We start from the raw sequence: 18894 nt of genomic DNA, 5'->3' as shown, positions 1-18894 counted from the left end.
GCCCCCCGAACCGGAGACCACCGTGCACCAGAACCTCACGCTCGTCGAAGAGCGCATCCACCGCGTCCTCACCGAGCGCATCGTTCCCGCCGTCTACTCAGCCCGTGTCCCCGTCGCACTGAAAGCCTGGATGGTGCCCGACGAGCCCGTCCCGGCATCCGAGGCCCTCGCCGCCGACTACGCGCCCTTCGCCGTCGGCGACAGCTGGGGCCGCGCGTGGTCGACATGGTGGTTCGAGGTCAGCGGCGAGATCCCGACCGACTGGGCCGGCCGCACGGTCGAGCTGCTGCTCGACCCGGGCTTCCAGGGCGACTGGCCCGGCAACCAAGCCGAGGCGCTCGTGCACACCGCCGACGGCGTGCAGGTGAAGGGCATCCACCCCCGCAACCACTACGTGCGCCTGACCGACGAGGCCGCCGGCGGCGAGCCCGTGCACTTCTTCGTCGAGGCCGCGGCCAACCCCGACATCCTGGTCAACGACTTCATCCCGACGAAATTCGGCTCGAAGAAGACCGCGCCCGAGAAGCCGATCTACACCTTCCGCACTGCCGAGCTCGCCGTGTTCGAGCCCGAGGTGTGGGGGCTGCAGTTCGACGTCGAGGTGCTCTATCAGCTCATGAAGGAGCTGCCCGAGACCGAGCCCCGCCGCCACGAAGTGATGCGGGCGCTGGAGCGGGCGCTGAACGTGCTGCGGCTCGACGACATCGTCGGTACCGCCGCCAGCGCGCGCGCCGAGCTGGTCGACGTGCTCTCGCGCCCGGCATCCGCCTCGGCCCACCGCCTCTCGGGCATCGGTCACGCCCACATCGACACCGCGTGGCTCTGGCCCATCCGCGAGACCAAGCGCAAGACCGCCCGCACGTTCTCGAACGTGCTCGCCCTCGCCGAGCAGTACCCCGACTTCCGCTTCGCCGCGTCGTCGGCGCAGCAGTACGCGTGGGTCAAGGAGCGCTACCCGCACGTGTGGGAGGGCATCAAGGCCGTGATCGCCGCGGGCCAGTGGATCGTCGTCGGTTCGCAGTGGGTCGAGCCCGACGGCAACCTGCCCAGCGGTGAGGCGATGGTGCGCCAGATCACGCAGGGCATGCGCTTCTTCCGCGACGAGCTCGGCGTCGAGACGCACGGCATCTGGCTGCCCGACTCGTTCGGCTACACCGCCGCGTTCCCGCAGATCGCCAAGCTCGCGGGGCTCGACTGGTTCCTCACGCAGAAGATCTCGTGGAGCCAGACCAACAAGTTCCCCCACCACACCTTCTGGTGGGAGGGCATCGACGGCTCGCGCATCTTCACGCACTTCCCGCCGATCGACACCTACAACTCCACGCTCGAGGGCGAGGAGCTGCACCACGCCGTGCGTCAGTTCCGCGACAAGGGCAAGGCCACGACCTCGCTCGTGCCCTTCGGCTACGGCGACGGCGGTGGCGGACCCATCCGCGAGATGATGGAGCGCCAGCGCCGCGTCGAGTCGCTCGAGGGCTCCCCCCGCGTCGAGATCGAGCACCCCGACGAATTCTTCGCCGCAGCCCAGGCCGAATACACCGACGCCCCCGTGTGGGTCGGCGAGCTGTACCTGGAGCTTCACCGCGGCACCTTCACCTCGCACGCCCGCGAGAAGCGCGGCAACCGTGAGGCCGAGAACCGCCTGCGCGAGGCCGAGCTGTGGTGGACCGCCGCAGCGCTCAAGGGCGCCGAATACCCGTACGAGGCGCTCGACCGACTGTGGCAGGGCGTGCTGCTGCAGCAGTTCCACGACATCCTTCCCGGCTCCTCGATCCAGTGGGTGCACGAGCAGAACGAAGAGGACTACGCCATCGCGCTCGCCGAGCTCGAGCGCTCGATCGCCGAGGCGCTGGCCGCCGCGGGCCTGTCCGCCGCGGTCGTGAACTCCGCCGACCACGCGCGCCGGTCCCTGGCCCTGGATGCCGACGGCACCCCGCTCGCGCTGGTGGAGACGCCGGCGCTGGGCGTGGCATCCCTCGTCCCGGTCACGCCCGCGCACCCGGTGACCGCCGAGCGCGACGGTGACGCCATCGTGCTCGACAACGGGCTCGTCCGTGTGACCGTCGATGCCCGCGGGCTCGTCACCTCGATCGTCGACCTCGCCGAGAACCGCGAGCTCGTGCCCGCCGGCCGTGTCGCCAACCTGCTGCAGCTGCACCAGGACCTGCCGAACGCGTGGGACGCGTGGGACATCGACGCGCACTATCGCTACACATACGACGACCTGGATGCCGCCGACGCGGTCGAGCTGGTCGTCGACGGCGACCTGCGCGCCCGGGTCGTCGTGACCCGCTCGTTCGGCACGTCGCGCCTGACGCAGACCATCGCGGTGAACGCCGACGACGCGCGCGTGCACTTCGCCGTCGACCTCGACTGGAACGAGCGCGAGAAGCTGCTGAAGGCCTCGCTGCCGTTCGTCGTGCATGCGCACCACCACAGCGCCGAGATCCAGTACGGGCATGTGCGCCGTGCGACCCACACGAACACCTCGTGGGAAGACGCGAAGTTCGAGGTCATGGCGCACCGCTGGGTGCACGTCGAAGAACCCGGTTACGGTATCGGCGTGACGAACGACGCCACCTACGGCCACGACATCACCAGCGCACCGTCGGGGCGTCGGGAGAGGTCGAGACCGAGGTGCGCCTGAGCCTCGTGCGCGCCGCGAACTCGCCCGACCCGATCCAGGATGCCGGTCACCACGTGTTCCGCTACGCCGTGCACCCGGGTGCCGACATCGCCGCGGTCGTGGCATCCGGCTACGAGCAGAACCTGGCGCTTCGCCGCCCCGCGGCCGAGGGCACCGTCGAGCCGTGGAGCGTCGTGCGGTCAGACAACGAAGGCGTGCGCATCGAGGCCGTCAAGCTCGCCGACGACCGCTCGGGAGATGTGATCGTGCGCGTGTACGAGGCGCTGGGCCGCCGCGCGGCGACGACCCTCGTGCCCGGGTTCGCCGTCGCCTCCGTCGAGGAGGTCGACCTGCTCGAGCGCCCGCTCGGCGACGACATGGCCCGCTCGCGGCGCCTCGCGCACGAAGGTGACGCGATCGCCCTCGAGCTGCGTCCGTTCCAGGTCGTGACGCTCCGGTTGACGCGCGGATGACGGCCACCATCCCGACCTTCGCGCCGTCGTCCCCGTCGCGGCTCAGGGCCGCCGTGCTCGCCGTGTGGTCGGTCGGGGTCGTCGCCTACGTCGTGTCGATCGTGAACCGCACGTCGCTCTCCGCCCTGGGCATCGAGACGGCCGACCGGTTCGCGATCACCGCGGCGACGCTGTCGCTGCTGGCCGTCGTGCAACTCGGCATCTACGGCGCGCTGCAGCTACCCGTCGGTCTGCTGCTCGACCGCTTCGGCGCGGGAATCGTGCTGACGGCGGGCATGGCCGTGATGGCCGCCGCACAGGTGCTCCTCGCCGCGGCTCCCGACGTGGGGGTCGCGATCGCCGCGCGCCTCTTGATGGGCGCCGGTGAGGCCGCGATCTTCCCCGGCGTGCTGCGCGTCATCGGCATGCGCTTCCCGCGCCGAATCGCCCCGACCGCGGTGCAGGTGACGGGGCTGCTCGGCCAATTCGGTCAGATCATCAGCGTCGTGCCCTTCGCGGCCCTCGTCGGGCTCTCGGGGTGGACGGCCGCCTTCCTCTCGCTCGGCGGGGTGACGGTGTTGACGGCGGTGCTGGTCGCGGTCATCGTGCGCGAGCGTCGCCCGGCGGTGGTCGAACGCACTCCGGTCGCGCGCGCGGTACGCGAGGCGTGGAGGTCGCCGGGCACCCGCCTGGCGTTCTGGGTGCACTTCGTCACGTCGTTCTCGGGCAACGCCTTCGCGATCCTGTGGGGCTTCCCGTTCCTCGTCGCCGGGCAAGGACTGGATGCCGGCACGGCCGGCGCCCTGTTCTCGGTCTACGTCGTCGGCGGCATCGTTCTGGGGCCGCTCGTCGGCGCGGTGTCGGGACGCTTCCCGCACGCCCGCACGGCGCTCGTGGTGTCTCTCGTGGCGGTGCAGGCGTCATCCTGGGCGGCGGTCCTGGCGTTCCCCGATCGGGCGCCGCTGCCGCTGCTCGTCGTGCTGGCCCTCGCGATGTGCGCCGGGGGACCTGCCTCGATGGTCGCGTTCGACATCGTGCGCGACCACAACCCGCGGGAGCGGCTGAGTACCGCGTCGGGAGTGGTTAACGGGGCCGGCTTCTCGTCGAGCATCCTCGTCATCCTGGCGATCGGGGCGGCGCTCACCCTGCAGGCCGGCGGGGCGGAGTACTCGCCCGCCGCCTTCCGGCTGGCCGAGCTCGTGCAGGTGCCGTTCTGGACCGCCGGGCTGCTGCTCGTGTGGCGGGCTCAGCGGGCGGTGCGCCTGTCGTCTGCCCCCGAGGCACCCTGACGCTCTCCCGCACATCGTCCCGCCCCGGACGATCGGTCGGATACCGCGGACGAACGGCCCGGCTTGTAAGGCCGTGGTCCGCAACGATCGGAGCATGACCACCACCGCCCCCGTTCCCACCCCCGTCGCCGGGCCGTCCGTCCTGCGGTATGGCGGTCTCATCGTCGTGATGCTCCTGAGCTTCCTGCTCGTCACCGCCGAGTTCCTGCCCAACGGCGTGCTCACCGAGATGGCCGCGTCGCTCGGGGTCACTCCCGGTCAGGCCGGACAGACGGTCACCGTCACGGCGCTGGCGGGGCTGCTGTTCGCCCCCACCATCGGACTGCTGCTGCCGCGCCTCGATCGCCGCACCCTGCTGGTCGGCGCGGCGGCGGCAGCCGCGTTGTCCAGCCTCGTCGTGGCGCTCGCTCCCAGCCTGCCGGCGATCCTCGTCGCACGCTTCCTGCTGGGAGCGGCGATCAGCTCGTTCTGGTCGATGTCCATCACCGTGGCGGCGCGCCTCGCGAGTCCCGATCGCATCGGCCGAGCCCTCATGTTCGGTTCGGCGGGGGTGTCGCTGGCCACGGTCGCCGGCGTACCGATCGGCGTCGCCCTCAGCGAGCTCCTCGACTGGCGCCTCGCCTTTCTCGCGATCGCGGTCGTCACCGCCGCAGTCGGGGTCGCGGTGCGCCTCGCGCTGCCGCCGGTGCCGCCGGCCGCGGCGTCGAGCCTCGGCATCCTGCTCGACACGCTGCGTCGCCCCGGCGTCGGCGGCGCCATGATCGGTCACGTGCTCGTCGTGCTCGGCCACTTCGTGGCCTACACGTACGTGCGTCTGTCGCTCGAGCGCATTCCCGACATCGATGCCGGCACGATCGTGCTGCTTCTCGCGCTGTTCGGGGTGGGCGGCCTCATCGGCAACATCGTCGTCGGCGTCGTGGTCGACCGCGCCTTCCGACGCCTCGCGGTCGCGGGACCGCTCGTGATCGCCGCGTCGATCGCGGCGCTCGTGCTGCTGCCGGATGCCGTGGTCGCCGTCGCGATCGCGGTGGCGGTATGGGGCTTCTTCTTCTCGTCGTGGCTGATCATCGTGAACACGTGGGTGGGCCACTACATGCCCGACCGCCTCGAGGCCGGCGGCAGCCTGATGGTGAGCGGGTTCCAGCTCGCGATCGTGATCGCGGCGGGCGTCGGCGGCATCCTCGTCGATGCGGCGGGGGTCGTGACGGTGGATGCCATCGGCGTCGCGCTGCTGGTGGTCGGAGCCGTCCTGTTCGGGCTGTCGGTGCGGGCCCCGCGCGCCGGGCGGGGCTGAGCTGCGGCGGAGCTCCGCCGGTCCACCGGCTCTCCTCGCGACCGGCTCAGCGGTCAGGTGGCCACCGACCGCCGACCCGCCCGCCACGCCGACGGCGCGACGCCCGTGTGGCGGCGGAAAGCGCGGCGGAACCCCTCGTCCGAGCCGTAGCCGAGGGCGCGCGACGTCTCGGTCACCGGGGTTCCCGCCTCGAGCAGTTGTCGCGCTCGCCGCATGCGCACCTCGGTCACGTGCGCCGCGGGCGACGTGCCGAAGACCTCCCGGAACCGTGCCGCGAACACCGAGCGCGACATCGCCCCGAGCGCGGCCAGGTGGTCGATGGTCCACTCCCGCCCGGGATCGGCGTCGACGGCGGCGACGACGCGCGCGAGGAACGGGTCGGTGACGGGCGGAGGCCACGTCGCGTCGCGCCCGGCTGACGCCCACGCGCGCAGGGCCGAGAGCAGCACCGTCGCCACCATCAGCTTGCAGATGGTCTCGTCCCCCTCACGGCCGGTCGGCGCGCCGGGGGCGGGCAGGCCCAGGTGCGCCGCGAGCCCGGCGGCCGCGGGTTCGGCCCGGGCGAAGCCGCTGACGAACAGCACCGGCGGGAGCGCCATGGTGTCGGGCGTCGGCGTGACCTCCAGCGGCACGACCGTCACCTCGGCGCCCGACCGCGACACGAGTGCGAGGGCGAGGCATCCGAGCGAGATGAAGGCATCGCCCGCGAGCAGCGTGCGACCGTCAGCGGGAACGACGGCGGCCGCCCCTGTCGAGGCGTCGAGGGAGCAGGCCGACCTTTCCGCCGCGTGACCCGTGAGCTCGCCCGTGCGGACGTAGATCAGCGTCGCCGCTCCCGGCGCCAGCGTCAGGCTCTCACCCGCCCCGACCGCCCGCTGCCCGGCGCGGCCGGGACGCACGTCGATTGCGGACAGGGCACGTTCGAGGGCGAGCTCAGACGTCATGCGTGCAGCAACCCACCGGACAGCGCACCTATTCCGCGCCGGCGCCCGCGTCAGTTCAGCAGCTCGAGCCCGCTGAAGAAGCCGATCGAGATCGACAGCAGCCCCGCCGCGACGCCCGCGATGAATCCGGCCGCGGCGAGCTCGCGCGCCATGCGGGCGTTCAGACTCAGGATGCCGCACACGAACGACACCCCCGCGAGCACCCACATGCCGATCTGGATCCACGCGAGGTTGTCGAGCTCCGAGATGGTGCTCGCGGTGACGACGAACAGGTACCACGCGATGACGACGGCGCCCGTCACGATCGCGACGACTGACGCGATGCGCAGATCGCCCTTCGGCGTGGGCGGCGGTGGGGGTTCGTCGCGCGGCGGGACGCCGGTCGCCGGTTCCAGCGAATCGGGGAGATCGTCGTCTGCCATGCGCTGATCCTCCCAGGTGAGGTGGCGGGCGGCGAGCGGTTGCGCTCGGGCTAAGCGCGGACGACCTCGACACCAGCCGATGAGAGAGCTTCCGCGTCAGAATCTGGCAGGGTGGCGTCGGTGATGATCGTGGCGAGCTCGTCGAGGCGGAGCGCGCGGTACTTGGCGAACCGTCCGTACTTCGAGCTGTCGGCGATGAGGATGGAGCGTTCGGCCACCTCGACGGCGGCACGCTTGGCCTCGATCTTCGCCTCCACCGGGGTGGTGACGCCGTGGCCGAGGTCCCACGAACTGGAGGAGATGAAAGCCAGGTCGAGAGACAGTTCGGCCAGGGACAGGCGGGTCAATCGCCCGATCGTCGAGAGGTTCGTGCGGTCGACCCGTCCGCCGACGCAGATCAGGTCGGCGCGGGGATGGTCGATGAAGGCCTGGACCGTCGCGAGGTCGTTGGTCACGACGGTCAGGTCGGTCACGTGCTCCAGGAACGGCCGCATCGCGTGGGCCGTCGTGCCCGCGTCGAGGTAGACCGTCATCGTGTCGCGTACGAGGGTCGACGCCGCCCGGGCGATCGCGGTTCTTCTCAGCGATCTCGCTCGACGCCTTCTCGGCTCGTGACGGCTCCCACACCAGGCGGGGAGCGAGCTTGGCGCCACCGGTCGTGGCCTGCACCAGACCCTGCTCCTCGAGAACCGCGACGTCGCGCCGAACGGTCATCTGGCTGACCCCGAGCAGGTCGCTCAGCTGACGGAAGCTCAGCACCCGCTCGCGATGCAGGCTCTGCACGATGCTCGCGCGCCGCTGGTCGGGGATCATCGGGGAGGCGTCGGTCATCCTGTTCCTTCAGTCCCGCTCAGCTTACCGACGCGGGTTCCGACCACGGGGTGCCCCAACGTGCCGTGAGTGCCCGCACCTGGTCGGGGGCGATGAGTCGACGCGGCATCCCGTGCGTGAGGAGCGTGATGCGACAGGCCTCCTCGAGTTCGATCGCGCTGTCGACGGCGCCCGCGAGGTCGACGCCCCCCACGACGGCGCCGTGGTTGGCCAGCAGCGCGGCACGGAACGGATGGGGGCAGTCGCGAATCAGGTCTCCCATTGCGGGGTCGCCCGGCGGTACATAGTCCAGCAGCGGCACCTGGCCGACCCGCATGAGGGCATAGGGGGTGAGCGGCGGCACGGCGCTGTGGTCGGCCCACGGTTGCAGGCACGACAGCGCGACCGTCGACGGCGAGTGCACGTGGACGACCGCGGTGTGTTCCGGGGTGCGTTCGTACATCGCCACGTGCAGGGAGACCTCCTTGGAGGGGCGCACAGCACTGCGCGCGACCCCGCGCGCGTCGAGGACGGCGATGTCGTGAACGGTGAGCTCGCCGAGGCGTGTGCCGGTGCCCGACATCAGCAGTCGATCGCCGTCGCGCACACTGACGTTGCCCGAACTGCCGGGGCTGAGACCGGCGTCGACGAGTGTGCGTCCGGCAGCGATCAGATCGTCGATAACGCTCATTTCAGGGCCTTCCATGCGGTGGTGAAGAGGTCGTCGGCACCGAAGTTGCCGCTCTTGAGGGCCACGGCGACCGTGATTCCGGATGCCGTGACCCCGGCGCTCCAGCACACGCCGGCCGCCAGACGGGGGCCGATCTCGAGTGCGGCGATGCCCAGCTCCTGCACGACCGCTCCGCTGGTCTCTCCGCCCGCGACGATGATGCGGTGCACGTCGCCGGCCCCGACGACGGCGGCGACCAGACCCGACAGCACGCGTTCGACGGCGGCGGACGTGTCGCTCTCGCCCACGCGCACATCGGTGGCATCCCCGACCGAGTACACGAGGGGCAGAGCCTCGGCGGGAAGGGCCCGCACCCACGCAGACAGGCGAGCGATCTCGACCGTCGGCTCGGTGACCGCGGCGTCCAGATCGATCCGTTCCGCCGTCGCCCCGTTCTGGCGGGCGTGGGCGATCTGGGAGCGGGTCGCGGCGGAGGCCGACCCGCACACCACGAGGCGCCCGGGACCGACGCTCGGGAAGACACTCGCGCGCGAGGTAGCGGGCGCCGGGAGCCCGGCGGCCAGCGCCGCACCGCCCGAGATCACGCGCAGGTGGGGGGTCGCGGCGGCGATCGTGGCGAGGTCGGCGTCCGTGACGGCATCCGGGATGACGTACCCCGCGGGTGCGAGGTCGATCTCAGCCCGGAGGGCGGCGGGGCCGCGGCGCACCACCGAGAGGGGGATCTCGGTCAGGGTGGCCCGGGTCTGCGGGCTCAGAATGTCGCGGACGCGTGATCTGGTCATCGGCGTGAGCGGATGGTGCCGCATGGGCGAGTCCTCCAGGAGGTCTGCGCCGACGTACAGGCGGCCCTCCCGCACGGTGCGTCCGTTCGCGGGGAAAGCGGGCACGACGACCGTGCGGTCGACGCCGACGCGACCGGTGACCGCGTCGAGGACGGGACCGATGTTGCCCTCGTCGGTGGAGTCGAACGTCGAGCAGTACTTGACGTAGATGCGCTCTGCGCCGGCTGCCTGGAGTCGTGAGAGTGCGCGCAGCGACGACGAAACCGCCTCGCCCGCCGGCGCGGTGCGTGACTTCAGCGCCACCACCGCGGCGTCGTGATCGCGGGGAATGTCGTGCTCGCCGACCACCACGGTGGTGCGCAGGCCGCGCTCACGCAGAGCGATGGCGAGATCGGTCGCTCCGGTGAAGTCGTCGGCGATGGCTCCGATGTACATGCAGGACCCTCCGTCGGTGTCTCATCCCTGGGGTAATGACAGTCTATGTGAATATTTGAGAGAATACTTTGACAATTTGTGAGACACGGTTACAGTTGCGAAGCATCGCGAGCTGTTCGACGCTCGCCCCGCTTCGAACGACGTCAAAGGAACAACGGTGATCCACAGCACGGCACAGCACCGTCCAGCCCCGATCCGCATCGCCCTGACCGGCGCCAACGGGGGATACGGACGCACCCTGCTCGATCAGCTGCGACGCCTGCCCGACATGCGGGCCGTTCAACTCATCGACCCCGACGTGGACGGCGTCCGGGCCATGCTGGCCGATCTCGGTGTACCCGCCGACGGCGTCACGACGGTGGGGGATGCCGCCGATACCGCCGCAGCGGTCGAGGCGGGTCGTGTTGCGGTGGTCGCCGACGCCGCGCACGTCTCGTGGCACCACGTCGACGTGCTCGTCGAGGCGACCGGGCGTATCGATGCGGGCTACGCGTACGCGGACGCGGCCATCGGCGCCGGTGTGCACGTCGTCATGGTGAGCAAGGAGGTCGAGACGGTCGCCGGGGTCGCCCTCAGCGCCCGCGCGCGGGCCCGGGGAGTGCGGTACCTCCCCGGCGATGGAGATCAGCCCGCGAACCTCCTGCGTCTTGCGGCATGGGTGCTGGCGACGGGCTTCGACATCGTCGCCCTCGGCAAGTCGGGTGAGTACGACCTCGCCTTCGACCCCCGGACAGGTGTGGTCGACCAGAACGGTGTGGAGCAGCACGCCCCTGCGTTGGCCGAGCTCCTCGACAGGGGAGACGACCTGCCTGCCACCCTCGCGGCGCGGGCGGCAGCCGTGGCGGGGCTCAAGCGGGCGGCCGCGGCCGACTCGTGCGAGATGAACGTCGTCTCCCTGTACAGCGGCGCCACGGTCGACGTCGAGACCATGCACTATCCGGTCGTGCGTCCCGATGAGCTCGCCGACGTCTACGCCGAGCGCGCAGACGGCGGACTGCTCGCTTCGACCGGTGTGGTCGACGTCTTCTCCATGCTGCGTCTTCCCGGCGAGGCGAGCTTCGCGGGCGGCGTGTTCGCCATCGTCCGCACCGGCGACGCCGTCACCTGGGAGATCTTGCGCGGCAAGGGCCATGTCGTGAGTCGCGACGGCCGCTACGCGTGCATCTACTGGCCGTACCACTTCATGGGGGTCGAGACCCCCCTCACCATCGCGGCGGCCGTCGATGACACAGCGGTCGTTCCGGAGCCGCGGCAGCACACCGTGCTGGCGGCTCGCGCCGCGACCGATCTTCCCGACGGAACGTCGTTCCGCGTCGAGGGGCACCATCACGAGATCAGCGGAGTGGCTCCCGTTCTCGTCGACCCGGATGCCGGGGAGATCGCGCCCTACTACCTGCTCTCCGGTGCTCGCTTGCGCACCGCCGTCGCCGCGGGCGCCCTCGTCCGCTTCGACGACCTCGACGGCGTCCACGATGCCGTCGCCGCCGCCTATCGCTCCGGGCTCACGCTCGGCGCCTGAATTCCCCCCTCGACCCCAGGAGATCGACGACGATGCACCGTGACCAGACCCTTTCCGCCCCGCCTCGGGGGATGACCGCATGAGCGTGGAGATCATCGCCCTGATCGTGCTCGTCGCGGTCTTCGCCATCTCCGCCATCCGCAACGTGCACATGGGCGCCCTCGCGCTCGTCGCCGCGTGCGTGATCGGCGTGCTCCTCGTCGGAGAGTCGCTCGACGACGTCCTCGGCGGCTTCCCGGTCGATGCTCTGCTGATCCTGCTCGGAATCACCTATCTGTTCGGCATCGCACGGGCGGTCGGCACGATCGACTGGCTGGTCGACCGCTCGGTCCGCTTGATCGGCGACCGTATCGCCCTCATCCCGTGGGCCATGTTCGCCGTGGGAACGTTGGTCGCCTGCCTCGGCACCTCGCACGCTGCTTTCACCCTCGTGCCGATCGCGATGAGTCTCGCCCACAAGCACCGCATCCACTCCACGATGATGGGGATCGCCATGAGCTCGGCGATCGTCGGTGGAGCGCTCGCACCGACGAGCATCGTCGGCATCACCGTGCTGACCGTGGCGACCACGGCCGGCATCCCCTACAACGCTGCGCTGATGTTCGGCCTCTCGGTCGGTATCAACACCGTGATCGTCGCCGTCGCCTTCTTCCTCTTCGGCGGGCGCGAACTCCTCTCCCGCGGTCGCGCGGCCAAGACGGTCGCGGCCGACCTCGACACGGGCGAGACCGGAGGTGTGGGCGGCACGGGACTGACGACCCGCCCCGGCGGCGGGACTGCCGTGCTCGAGCAGACGGCGATGCAGAAGCTGACCGGCTACCAACTGGCGACTCTCGTCTCGATCCCGGTCCTGGTGATCGCCTTCTTCACCCTCACGCTGAATGACGTCGACCTGAATCTCGGTGCCGTGGCGCTGACGCTCGCTGTCCTGCTGGCCTTCATCAACCCCAAGGCCGGCCGCGAGGGGCTGGCGAAGGTCGACTGGAACACCATCCTGCTTCTCGGCGGCATCATCACCTACGTCGGCGTGCTCACGCGGCTCGGCGCCATCGATCAGCTCGGAGAGTTCGCCCGTTCGGTCGACGAGCCGCTGATCGCGGCCTTCGTCCTGTGCGTCATCGCCGGTCTGGTGTCCGCCTTCGCGTCGACGATCGGCATCATCGGTGCGCTCGTCCCGCTCGCCGTGCCGCTGCTGCTGCCGGGCGGCGGACTCGAGATGACGGGCTTCATCTACGCGCTGGCGATCTCGGCATCGCTCGTCGACTGCGCACCGTTCGGGACGACCGGCGCCACGATCGTCGCCTCTGCACACGAGGACGACAGGCCGCGCCTCTACCGGCACCTGACGATCTGGGGTCTCTCCATGGTCGTGATCGGCCCGGTGATCACGATCGCGCTCTTCGTGGTTCCGTTCCTGGGCGGCTGACCCCGCCTGTCCGCCCCGGGAGAGGCCCGGACCGTCCGTGCCACGGTCCGGGCCTCCGCTCGTCTACCGCCCTATGCTTCGGACGATGAGAACCATCGGCATCGACCTCGCCGCGGGGGCAGCGGGCACCGCGCTCGCCGAGATCGTCTGGGCCCCCGGCTCGGCCCGCCTGACGCGCCTCGAGGTCGGTGTGCAGGATGTCGACATCGTGGCTTCCGTGTCGTCGGGCGATGCGTGGCTCGGGGTCGACTGCCCGCTCGGCTGGCCCGACGCCTTCGTCGACTTCGTGCAGGCCCATCACGCCGACACGGCACCGCTGCTCGGGCCCGTCCAGGGTCATGCCCAGTGGCGCCGTCCCCTGGTGTACCGGCACACCGATCACGTGGTGAAGGACCGCATCGGCCGGTGGCCCCTCAGCGTCTCGACCGACCGGCTCGGTGTGACCGCCCTGCGGGGAGCGGGTCTGCTGCGTCGCCTCGCCGAGGCCGGCGTCGCCGTCGACCGGGCGGCGGAGGGGCGCTTGTTCGAGGTCTACCCGGGCGGCTCGCTGCGGCTGTGGGGGTTCGACACCACGGGCTACCGGGTGGATGCCGCGCGGCGGGCGGTCCTGCTCGACACTTTGGCGCAGCACGCTCCGTGGCTCGACCTCGGTCCCTTCGCCCCGGCGGCCGTGGCCAAGGCGGACGCCTTCGACGCCGTGATCGCCGCGCTCTCGACGCGGGCCGGTGCGCTCGGATCGTTCGACCCGCCGGCATCCGAGATGCTCGACACCGCTCGCCGGGAGGGCTGGGTCGTGCTCCCCAACGCACCGCTCGACCTGCTCGTCCGATAGCGCCACGCTCGCGCGCGGGCCTGCTCGAGCCCGGCGTCGATGAGTCGCAGCCGACGCGCACCACTGTCGCTCGGGTCGCGAGGAGCACTCCCTCACGGATTGCAGGCATCGCAGCACGCGGGGTCGGCCGCTCGCTCGGGTCGCAGACGTTCCCGCTGTTCGGGGCACGCGGGGCAGCCGTCGACCTCCTTCCGCACCTGCGATGTCGCGGCACCGCAGGCGGCGCACGGGAGACCTCGCACGACGCCGAGGGGCCCGAAGCCCGCGCACCCGCACCCGGGGCAGCGCTCTCGGAGCCGCGCGGCGAGCATCCACGACAATCGCCGCAGGGCACGTCGTCGCTCGGGATTCATGTGCGCCCGCAGGTCGGGCTCGAGCTCGACGGGACCGCGGCGCACCCGATCGAGGATGACGGCGGCATCCTGGACGCCCTTGACGAGCTCCTCGCCCGTGCGGACCACGACCCCCTGGTGGGGGAACCCCGCCCGCGAGAGGTAACGGCGGGCCTCGCTCTCGTTGCGCACGACGCGCCGCGGGGTGACGTGGGTGTGCCGACGGAGCCGGTGACTCACATGGATGCCGTGATCGACGTCGACGAAGACGGCGAGTTCCTCGTGCAGCATCGGTCCGAAGCCGCCCAGGGCGGGCGCGTACGACGCCTCGGTCGCGAGGCCCGCGGCGGTGCCGAGTTCGCGGGCGGCGCCGCGGGCTTTGGTCAGCGCCGCGTCTTCCGGAGTGAAGCGGCGCGGGATGTCGCCGGTGAACGTGCCCAGGGCGTCGGTGTCGAGCGCCGTCGAGGGGCGCACCTCGGCACCGAGCCAGCGGGCGAACGCGGGGGCGAAGGCCTCCTCCTTGCCGTGCAGGGTCCCGAAAGCCACGGTCGCCCCGGCGAGAGCAAGCGACGGCGGTGCGAGCGAGCGGGACATCATGGTGTGCGACATCAGGCGAAGTAGTCCGCGCGGCTGACGGCGGTCGGCGAGACGAACATCACTCCCGACGCGTGGTCGAGAACGGGACGGATGCCGGCGACGATCGCGTCCGCCTTCTCGGGCGCGACCACCGTGACCAGCAGTGTCAGGGTGTCGTGGTCGTTGAACAGCAGGCGACCGCCGCGGGGGCCGTGGTGTCCCACCCCGGCGACACCGGTGATCGCCGTGTAGCCGCGCGCGCCCAGAGACTGCATGAGGTCGGTCACGTCGGCGACGTCGTCGGTGGCGACGACCACCTCGATCTTGGTCATCGGGGTCAGTTCGGACACGCTCATCAGTGGATCTCCTCGGTGGTGGGTCGGTGTCCGTGCGTGGCGGTGACGCCGGAGCGGTCGGTGGTGTCGAGGTCGTCGGCCTGCCAGCCGTACCGGCCCCAGCGCATCCAGCCGGCGCTCGCGTGCTCGCGAACGCGCAGGGCGATCCAGCGGTTGGTCACGAGGGTGCGGACGGACTCGGAGGCGTCGATGATGTCGTTGACCCGCGCGAGGGGGGCTTGGACGAACACCTGCAGACGGATCGGCTCGTGCCGGGCCGCGCGTCCGACGCCCACCGACTGCCAGGGCAGCCCGAGGCGCAGGTCGCCGCCGTATCCCGAGAGCACGCCGACCGTGCCGACGACGTTGTGCAGGGGCTTGGGGCCGGCGCCGAAGCGGTCGGGCGCGACGGTCGAGGCCGTGTACTGGGCGTTGATCCACTGCGCCACGATCATCGGCGCGGTCAGGATCGTCTCCAGGCCCGACCCATCGGGGTCGGCGGCGGCGTCGTAGCTGTGCAGGAACGCCCGGCGACCGAGGTCGACGCCCGCGGTGATCGACCGCGGACCGACGATGAACGCGGCGTTGCCCGCCAGACCCCACTCCGCATACGCCTCGGCCCAGTCCGCCGACCGGCGTTCGGTGTCGCGGAGCGCGTCGTCCGGACCGCCCGCCCCGGGCAGGCCGGCACTGCGCTCGGCGGTGTTCTGGATTCGCGCGTGCTCGAGCTGTCGGGTCAGCTCGAGCACGGCGGTCTCGTGCGTCGCCGGGATGGCCCACGGCTCCAGCAGGGCGACCTCGTCGGTGACGGTGTCCATCTGCGCGGCGACGAAGAGTGTGTCGGCGGGGATGCGGATGCCGCGACCCGCCAGCGCGGCACGCGTCTCGGGGTCGTTGAAGATCATCGCCGCCGCGCGGGCGTTCGGCTCGCCCTCGTGGCCGCCGCACGCCCCGCACTGCAGGGCGGACGCGAACGGGTTGTTCGACACCGTGGCGCCGTGCCCGCACAGCAGGACGATCGGTGCGAAGCCGCCGGTCAGACCCATCATGCGCAGCGCCGTCTCGGCGTAGAGCACTCGCTCCTCGAGCGTGAAGACGACGTTCGCGTCGACGTGGGTGTGCGGCTTCGGAAGTCGCACCCGCGACACCAGCGCCCGCCAGCCCTCCGGCGCGAGAGTCCTCACCGCACTCGCGGCTCCCAGCAGCCACCCGGCGGTCTCGGCGAAGGCGTAGGGCGCGACGGCCGACTCCTTGAGCGCGTCGACGGTGGCATCCCGCTCCACGCTCGCCGTGCGCCGCCGCTTCCAGCGGGCGATCGCGTCGCGTTCGACGGACGACTCGGTGATGGCGACGCGGGGCGTGAGCAGCACCGGGCACGACGCGACCTCGGCGGAGCCGTCGGCGGGCCGGAACGAGATGGGCGCCGCGAAGAACCCGGCGAAACCGAGGGTCTCGATGTCGCCCCGCTCCTCGAGGCGCCGCCGGAAACTCTCGGATCGCGTGTCGATGCAGAACACGGCCTGGGCGAGCGGCCGGCGAGGGGGTTCGCTCGGGCGCACCGCGGGAACCGTCGCCGGGACCAGATCGCGCGCGACGCCTCGTTCGAACGCCTCCTGCCAGACGCCGAGACGGGCCGCGGGGTCGAGAAGCGCCAGCACGGGGGCGAGAGCACGGCGCACGCCGGTGTCGATCGGGTCGACCCCGAGGGCGCGGGCGACGGCCTGCACCCGGGTGGTGTCGCCCGCGGCGGCCTTCTCGCTCGGTGCAATCTTGGGCAGTACGGCGTCGGAGGGCAGCAGGAGGCACTCGAGCGTCGTGCGGATGGCGACGAGCGCGACCAGGTCGACACCGGGGGCGGTGGTGTGTCTGACGAGCCCCGCCCAGCCCGGCTGTGCGAGCACGTGCGCGCGGAGGAACGACTCCGCAACCGGCCCGTCGATCTCCCACCGCCGGAGCGCTGCGCCGATCGCCTCGGCGGGGTCGACGGGAGAGGTCCGGATGCCGTGGCGCACCCGGCGTGAGAGCGTCGGGTCGAGCCCGGCGAGGCGCCGCCACGCGCTCCACATGCTCTCGCCCGTCGCCGTCCGGGACCAGGGCGCGGTTCCGAGCGCGCTCGCGATCCACCGGCCGGTGAGGTCGTCGATACGCGCATGCAGGCGGGGCGAGAGTCGCGCAGCCGGGGTCGGCTCCGGCGCGGCCGCGGTCATCGGGGGAGCGACCAGCAGGTCGTGTCCGAGGACCTCCTCGACCGTGGCGGCTGTGCCGCCGATGCGTAGGGTGCGGGACGAACGTGCCTCGGGCACGGTGAAGCGCAGGGCCGCGTGCAGGTCGGACGGGGTGATCCGGCCGCGGCCGTACAGGTCGCGGAACCGCTGCTCGGGAAGTGACAGCAGGATGCCGTGCTCGCGGGCGATCCGCTGGATCGCCTCGTCCCAGTCGAGGGACTCGTAGGCGGCGACGGGGTTGCGGGCGATGAAGGTCTCGAGGGGGAAGTGCGGCGAGATGCTGCGGCCGGCGGCGGCGACCCAGCCCCGGATGACGGCGGGCGAAGGAGAGGAGGCGAGGGCGGTCATCAGAATCTCCGGTACTCGAGGGGACCGTCCACGGGTGCGGGGGTCCAGGACGTGTCGATGCGGGGCGGGGTGGGGGGCAGCGGTGGACGGCCCCACGAGAAGGCGAGGGCGAAGAGGCGATCGCCGATCCGGCCGGACTGACGCGCGGCGAGGGCCGAGGCGGCGGCGATCACGAAGACGACGGCGGCGACGGCCGCGGGGGCGGGGTCGGCGGCCTTCGCCGGCACGAGCTCCTCGGCCGCGGGGAAGACGACCGCGATGTAGGCGGCGGTGAGCGCCACCAGGCCCGTGAGCAGGGCGGCCCGTGCACCGACGGGTGAGCCGCTCCCACCGATGCGCGCTCCCGCGGTCGTCGCGGTGGCCCCGGCGAAGAGCAGGAGCACCGCCGCCCCGTGGTCGGCCGCTCCAGAAGCGACCAGGGTCACGGCCCCGGTGACCAGGACGGCGGCGGCGCCGAGGATCGCGCCCCGGGCGGAGCGCGTCGATCGCGCGCTCGCGCGCAGCTTCACCGCGTGCTCGACCGCGGAGCCGGCGCCCAGGAACAGACTCGCCTTGAAGAGCGCATGCCCGATCGCGTGGACCAGCGCGACGCCGAAGGCGCCGAGGCCGCACGCCAGCAGGAGGAAGCCCATCTGCGCCGCGGTCGAGTGCACGAGACGCCCCTTCACGTCGGGTCGCGTGAGCATGGCGAGGGTGGCGATGATCATCGTGATCGCACCGGCGGCGGCCACGACCCACGGACCGACGGCGGAGGGGACGCTCGCGGTACGCAGGAGCAGGAGCGCACCGGCATTGACGAAACCCGCGTGCAGGAGAGCCGACACCGGGGTGCTCGCCGCCGCGGTGGCGGGGAGCCATCCGTGCAGGGGGAACGACCCGGCGCGGGCGACGGCTGCGCCGGCGACGAGGACGCTCACGGTCGCCGCCGCGCCGGGGTCGAGGGTGGCGAGGGCGGCGAGCGAGGTCGATCCGGTCAAGGCGACCGCGACGACCGTCGCCGCCCAGAGGGCCGCGTCTCCGGCGAGCAGCGCGACGGCGCTGCGCGACACCGCGACGCGGGTCTGCGGCCCGGCGCCGCCGGTCGAGACGAGGGCGATCGTGCTGACGGTGCCGACGGTCCACCCGGCGGCGAGCAGCACCACGTCGTCCGCCGCGATGGCGGTGACCGACCCGACGGCGGCGAGGGACGACAGCGCGAAGAAGCCGCGCGAACGGGGGTCGCCCCGCAGGGTGCGGCTCGCGTAGGTCTGCACGACCGCGGTGAGGGCGACGACCAGCAGCATCAGGGCGGCGCCGGCGATGTCGTCGTCGGTGGCGAGGGCCGAAGCGAGGCCCACGGTGGCGAACACCGTGGCGACGGCAGCGGGCCAGGTGGCGAGCGACCCCGGGGTGCGCCGACGCGCGACATCCGGAAGGAGGGCGGCGACGACCGCGGCGACCAGCGCGGCGATCGTGAGCGGGGCGAGGAGCGACATGCGCAGCACGTTACATGCAAAAAATTGCGTGTGTCAAAAAACAGGCAACAGATAACCGGTGCTTTGATTCCGGTACTGCGA

At 71.7% G+C, this 18894-nt stretch carries 14 protein-coding genes and 2 pseudogenes; 6 read left to right on the top strand and 10 right to left on the bottom strand.

All coding sequences use genetic code 11. The features are described from left to right. Window positions 1-22: 22 nt before the first annotated feature. From QE392_RS02930 to QE392_RS02920, 3 genes and pseudogenes are all read left to right on the top strand, one after another. A pseudogene (locus QE392_RS02930) lies at window positions 23-3099 on the top strand (alpha-mannosidase). Continuing rightward, window positions 3096-4367 carry an MFS transporter gene (locus QE392_RS02925; protein ID WP_307447636.1) on the top strand — a complete coding sequence of 424 codons (1272 nt, stop codon included), beginning with the start codon at window positions 3096-3098 and terminating at the stop codon, window positions 4365-4367. Before QE392_RS02930 ends, QE392_RS02925 begins: the two are co-directional and overlap by 4 nt. Before the next feature lie 94 nt (window positions 4368-4461). Next, complete coding sequence (locus QE392_RS02920) at window positions 4462-5661, top strand: MFS transporter (RefSeq protein WP_307447633.1); 1200 nt, start codon at window positions 4462-4464, stop codon at window positions 5659-5661. Window positions 5662-5714: 53 nt separating this feature from the next. On the opposite strand, the gene QE392_RS02915 is transcribed toward QE392_RS02920, so the two are convergent. The 6 genes and pseudogenes from QE392_RS02915 to otnK all read right to left on the bottom strand — a co-directional run bounded on the left by QE392_RS02915 (window position 5715) and on the right by otnK (window position 9745). Then, window positions 5715-6605: a helix-turn-helix domain-containing protein gene (locus QE392_RS02915; protein ID WP_307447628.1), complete on the bottom strand. Its 891-nt coding sequence runs from the start codon at window positions 6603-6605 to the stop codon at window positions 5715-5717. Window positions 6606-6655: 50 nt separating this feature from the next. Further along, window positions 6656-7027, bottom strand: a complete 372-nt coding sequence (locus QE392_RS02910; protein WP_307447624.1) for a hypothetical protein — start codon at window positions 7025-7027, stop codon at window positions 6656-6658. A 50-nt stretch (window positions 7028-7077) separates the two neighbouring features. Further along, window positions 7078-7560: a DeoR/GlpR family DNA-binding transcription regulator gene (locus QE392_RS02905; protein ID WP_307447620.1), complete on the bottom strand. Its 483-nt coding sequence runs from the start codon at window positions 7558-7560 to the stop codon at window positions 7078-7080. 166 nt (window positions 7561-7726) lie between these two features. Then, a pseudogene (locus tag QE392_RS17485) lies at window positions 7727-7840 on the bottom strand (DeoR family transcriptional regulator); the annotation flags it as partial. A gap of 37 nt (window positions 7841-7877) precedes the next feature. Next, on the bottom strand, window positions 7878-8528 hold the full coding sequence (locus tag QE392_RS02900; protein ID WP_307447617.1) for a class II aldolase/adducin family protein: 651 nt from the start codon (window positions 8526-8528) through the stop codon (window positions 7878-7880). Next, a complete protein-coding gene (otnK, locus tag QE392_RS02895) occupies window positions 8525-9745 on the bottom strand; it encodes a 3-oxo-tetronate kinase (protein ID WP_307447615.1) in 1221 nt (406 codons plus the stop codon). The genes QE392_RS02900 and otnK overlap by 4 nt, the downstream gene beginning before the upstream one ends. A gap of 157 nt (window positions 9746-9902) precedes the next feature. Here otnK and QE392_RS02890 point away from each other — a divergent pair, with 157 nt between their 5' ends. From QE392_RS02890 to QE392_RS02880, 3 genes are all read left to right on the top strand, one after another. Beyond that, window positions 9903-11264: a homoserine dehydrogenase gene (locus tag QE392_RS02890; RefSeq protein WP_307447612.1), complete on the top strand. Its 1362-nt coding sequence runs from the start codon at window positions 9903-9905 to the stop codon at window positions 11262-11264. 79 nt (window positions 11265-11343) lie between these two features. Then, window positions 11344-12690 carry an SLC13 family permease gene (locus QE392_RS02885; RefSeq protein ID WP_307447608.1) on the top strand — a complete coding sequence of 449 codons (1347 nt, stop codon included), beginning with the start codon at window positions 11344-11346 and terminating at the stop codon, window positions 12688-12690. Window positions 12691-12775: 85 nt separating this feature from the next. Continuing rightward, window positions 12776-13522, top strand: coding sequence for a DUF429 domain-containing protein (locus tag QE392_RS02880; RefSeq protein ID WP_307447606.1), 747 nt, complete (start codon window positions 12776-12778; stop codon window positions 13520-13522). A gap of 92 nt (window positions 13523-13614) precedes the next feature. Here QE392_RS02880 and QE392_RS02875 read toward each other — a convergent pair whose 3' ends face one another. Genes QE392_RS02875 through QE392_RS02860 form a run of 4 tightly spaced genes read right to left on the bottom strand, consistent with a single transcriptional unit; the run spans window position 13615 to window position 18813 of the window. Continuing rightward, window positions 13615-14463 (bottom strand): DUF6671 family protein, encoded by an 849-nt coding sequence (locus QE392_RS02875; protein ID WP_307447603.1) that lies wholly within the window; start codon window positions 14461-14463, stop codon window positions 13615-13617. Then, window positions 14463-14786, bottom strand: a complete 324-nt coding sequence (locus tag QE392_RS02870; protein ID WP_307447600.1) for a P-II family nitrogen regulator — start codon at window positions 14784-14786, stop codon at window positions 14463-14465. Before QE392_RS02870 ends, QE392_RS02875 begins: the two co-directional genes overlap by 1 nt. Further along, window positions 14786-17338 (bottom strand): DUF2309 domain-containing protein, encoded by a 2553-nt coding sequence (locus QE392_RS02865; protein WP_307447597.1) that lies wholly within the window; start codon window positions 17336-17338, stop codon window positions 14786-14788. Before QE392_RS02865 ends, QE392_RS02870 begins: the two co-directional genes overlap by 1 nt. Next, window positions 17338-18813: a proton-conducting transporter transmembrane domain-containing protein gene (locus QE392_RS02860; protein ID WP_307447595.1), complete on the bottom strand. Its 1476-nt coding sequence runs from the start codon at window positions 18811-18813 to the stop codon at window positions 17338-17340. Before QE392_RS02860 ends, QE392_RS02865 begins: the two co-directional genes overlap by 1 nt. Between the last annotated feature and the right edge of the window lie 81 nt (window positions 18814-18894).

It is taken from the genome of Microbacterium proteolyticum (assembly GCF_030818075.1).
Lineage (GTDB): Bacteria > Actinomycetota > Actinomycetes > Actinomycetales > Microbacteriaceae > Microbacterium > Microbacterium proteolyticum_A.
The sequence above is the reverse complement of the archived record's forward strand: the minus strand, read 5'-3'. Positions and strand labels throughout refer to the sequence as shown.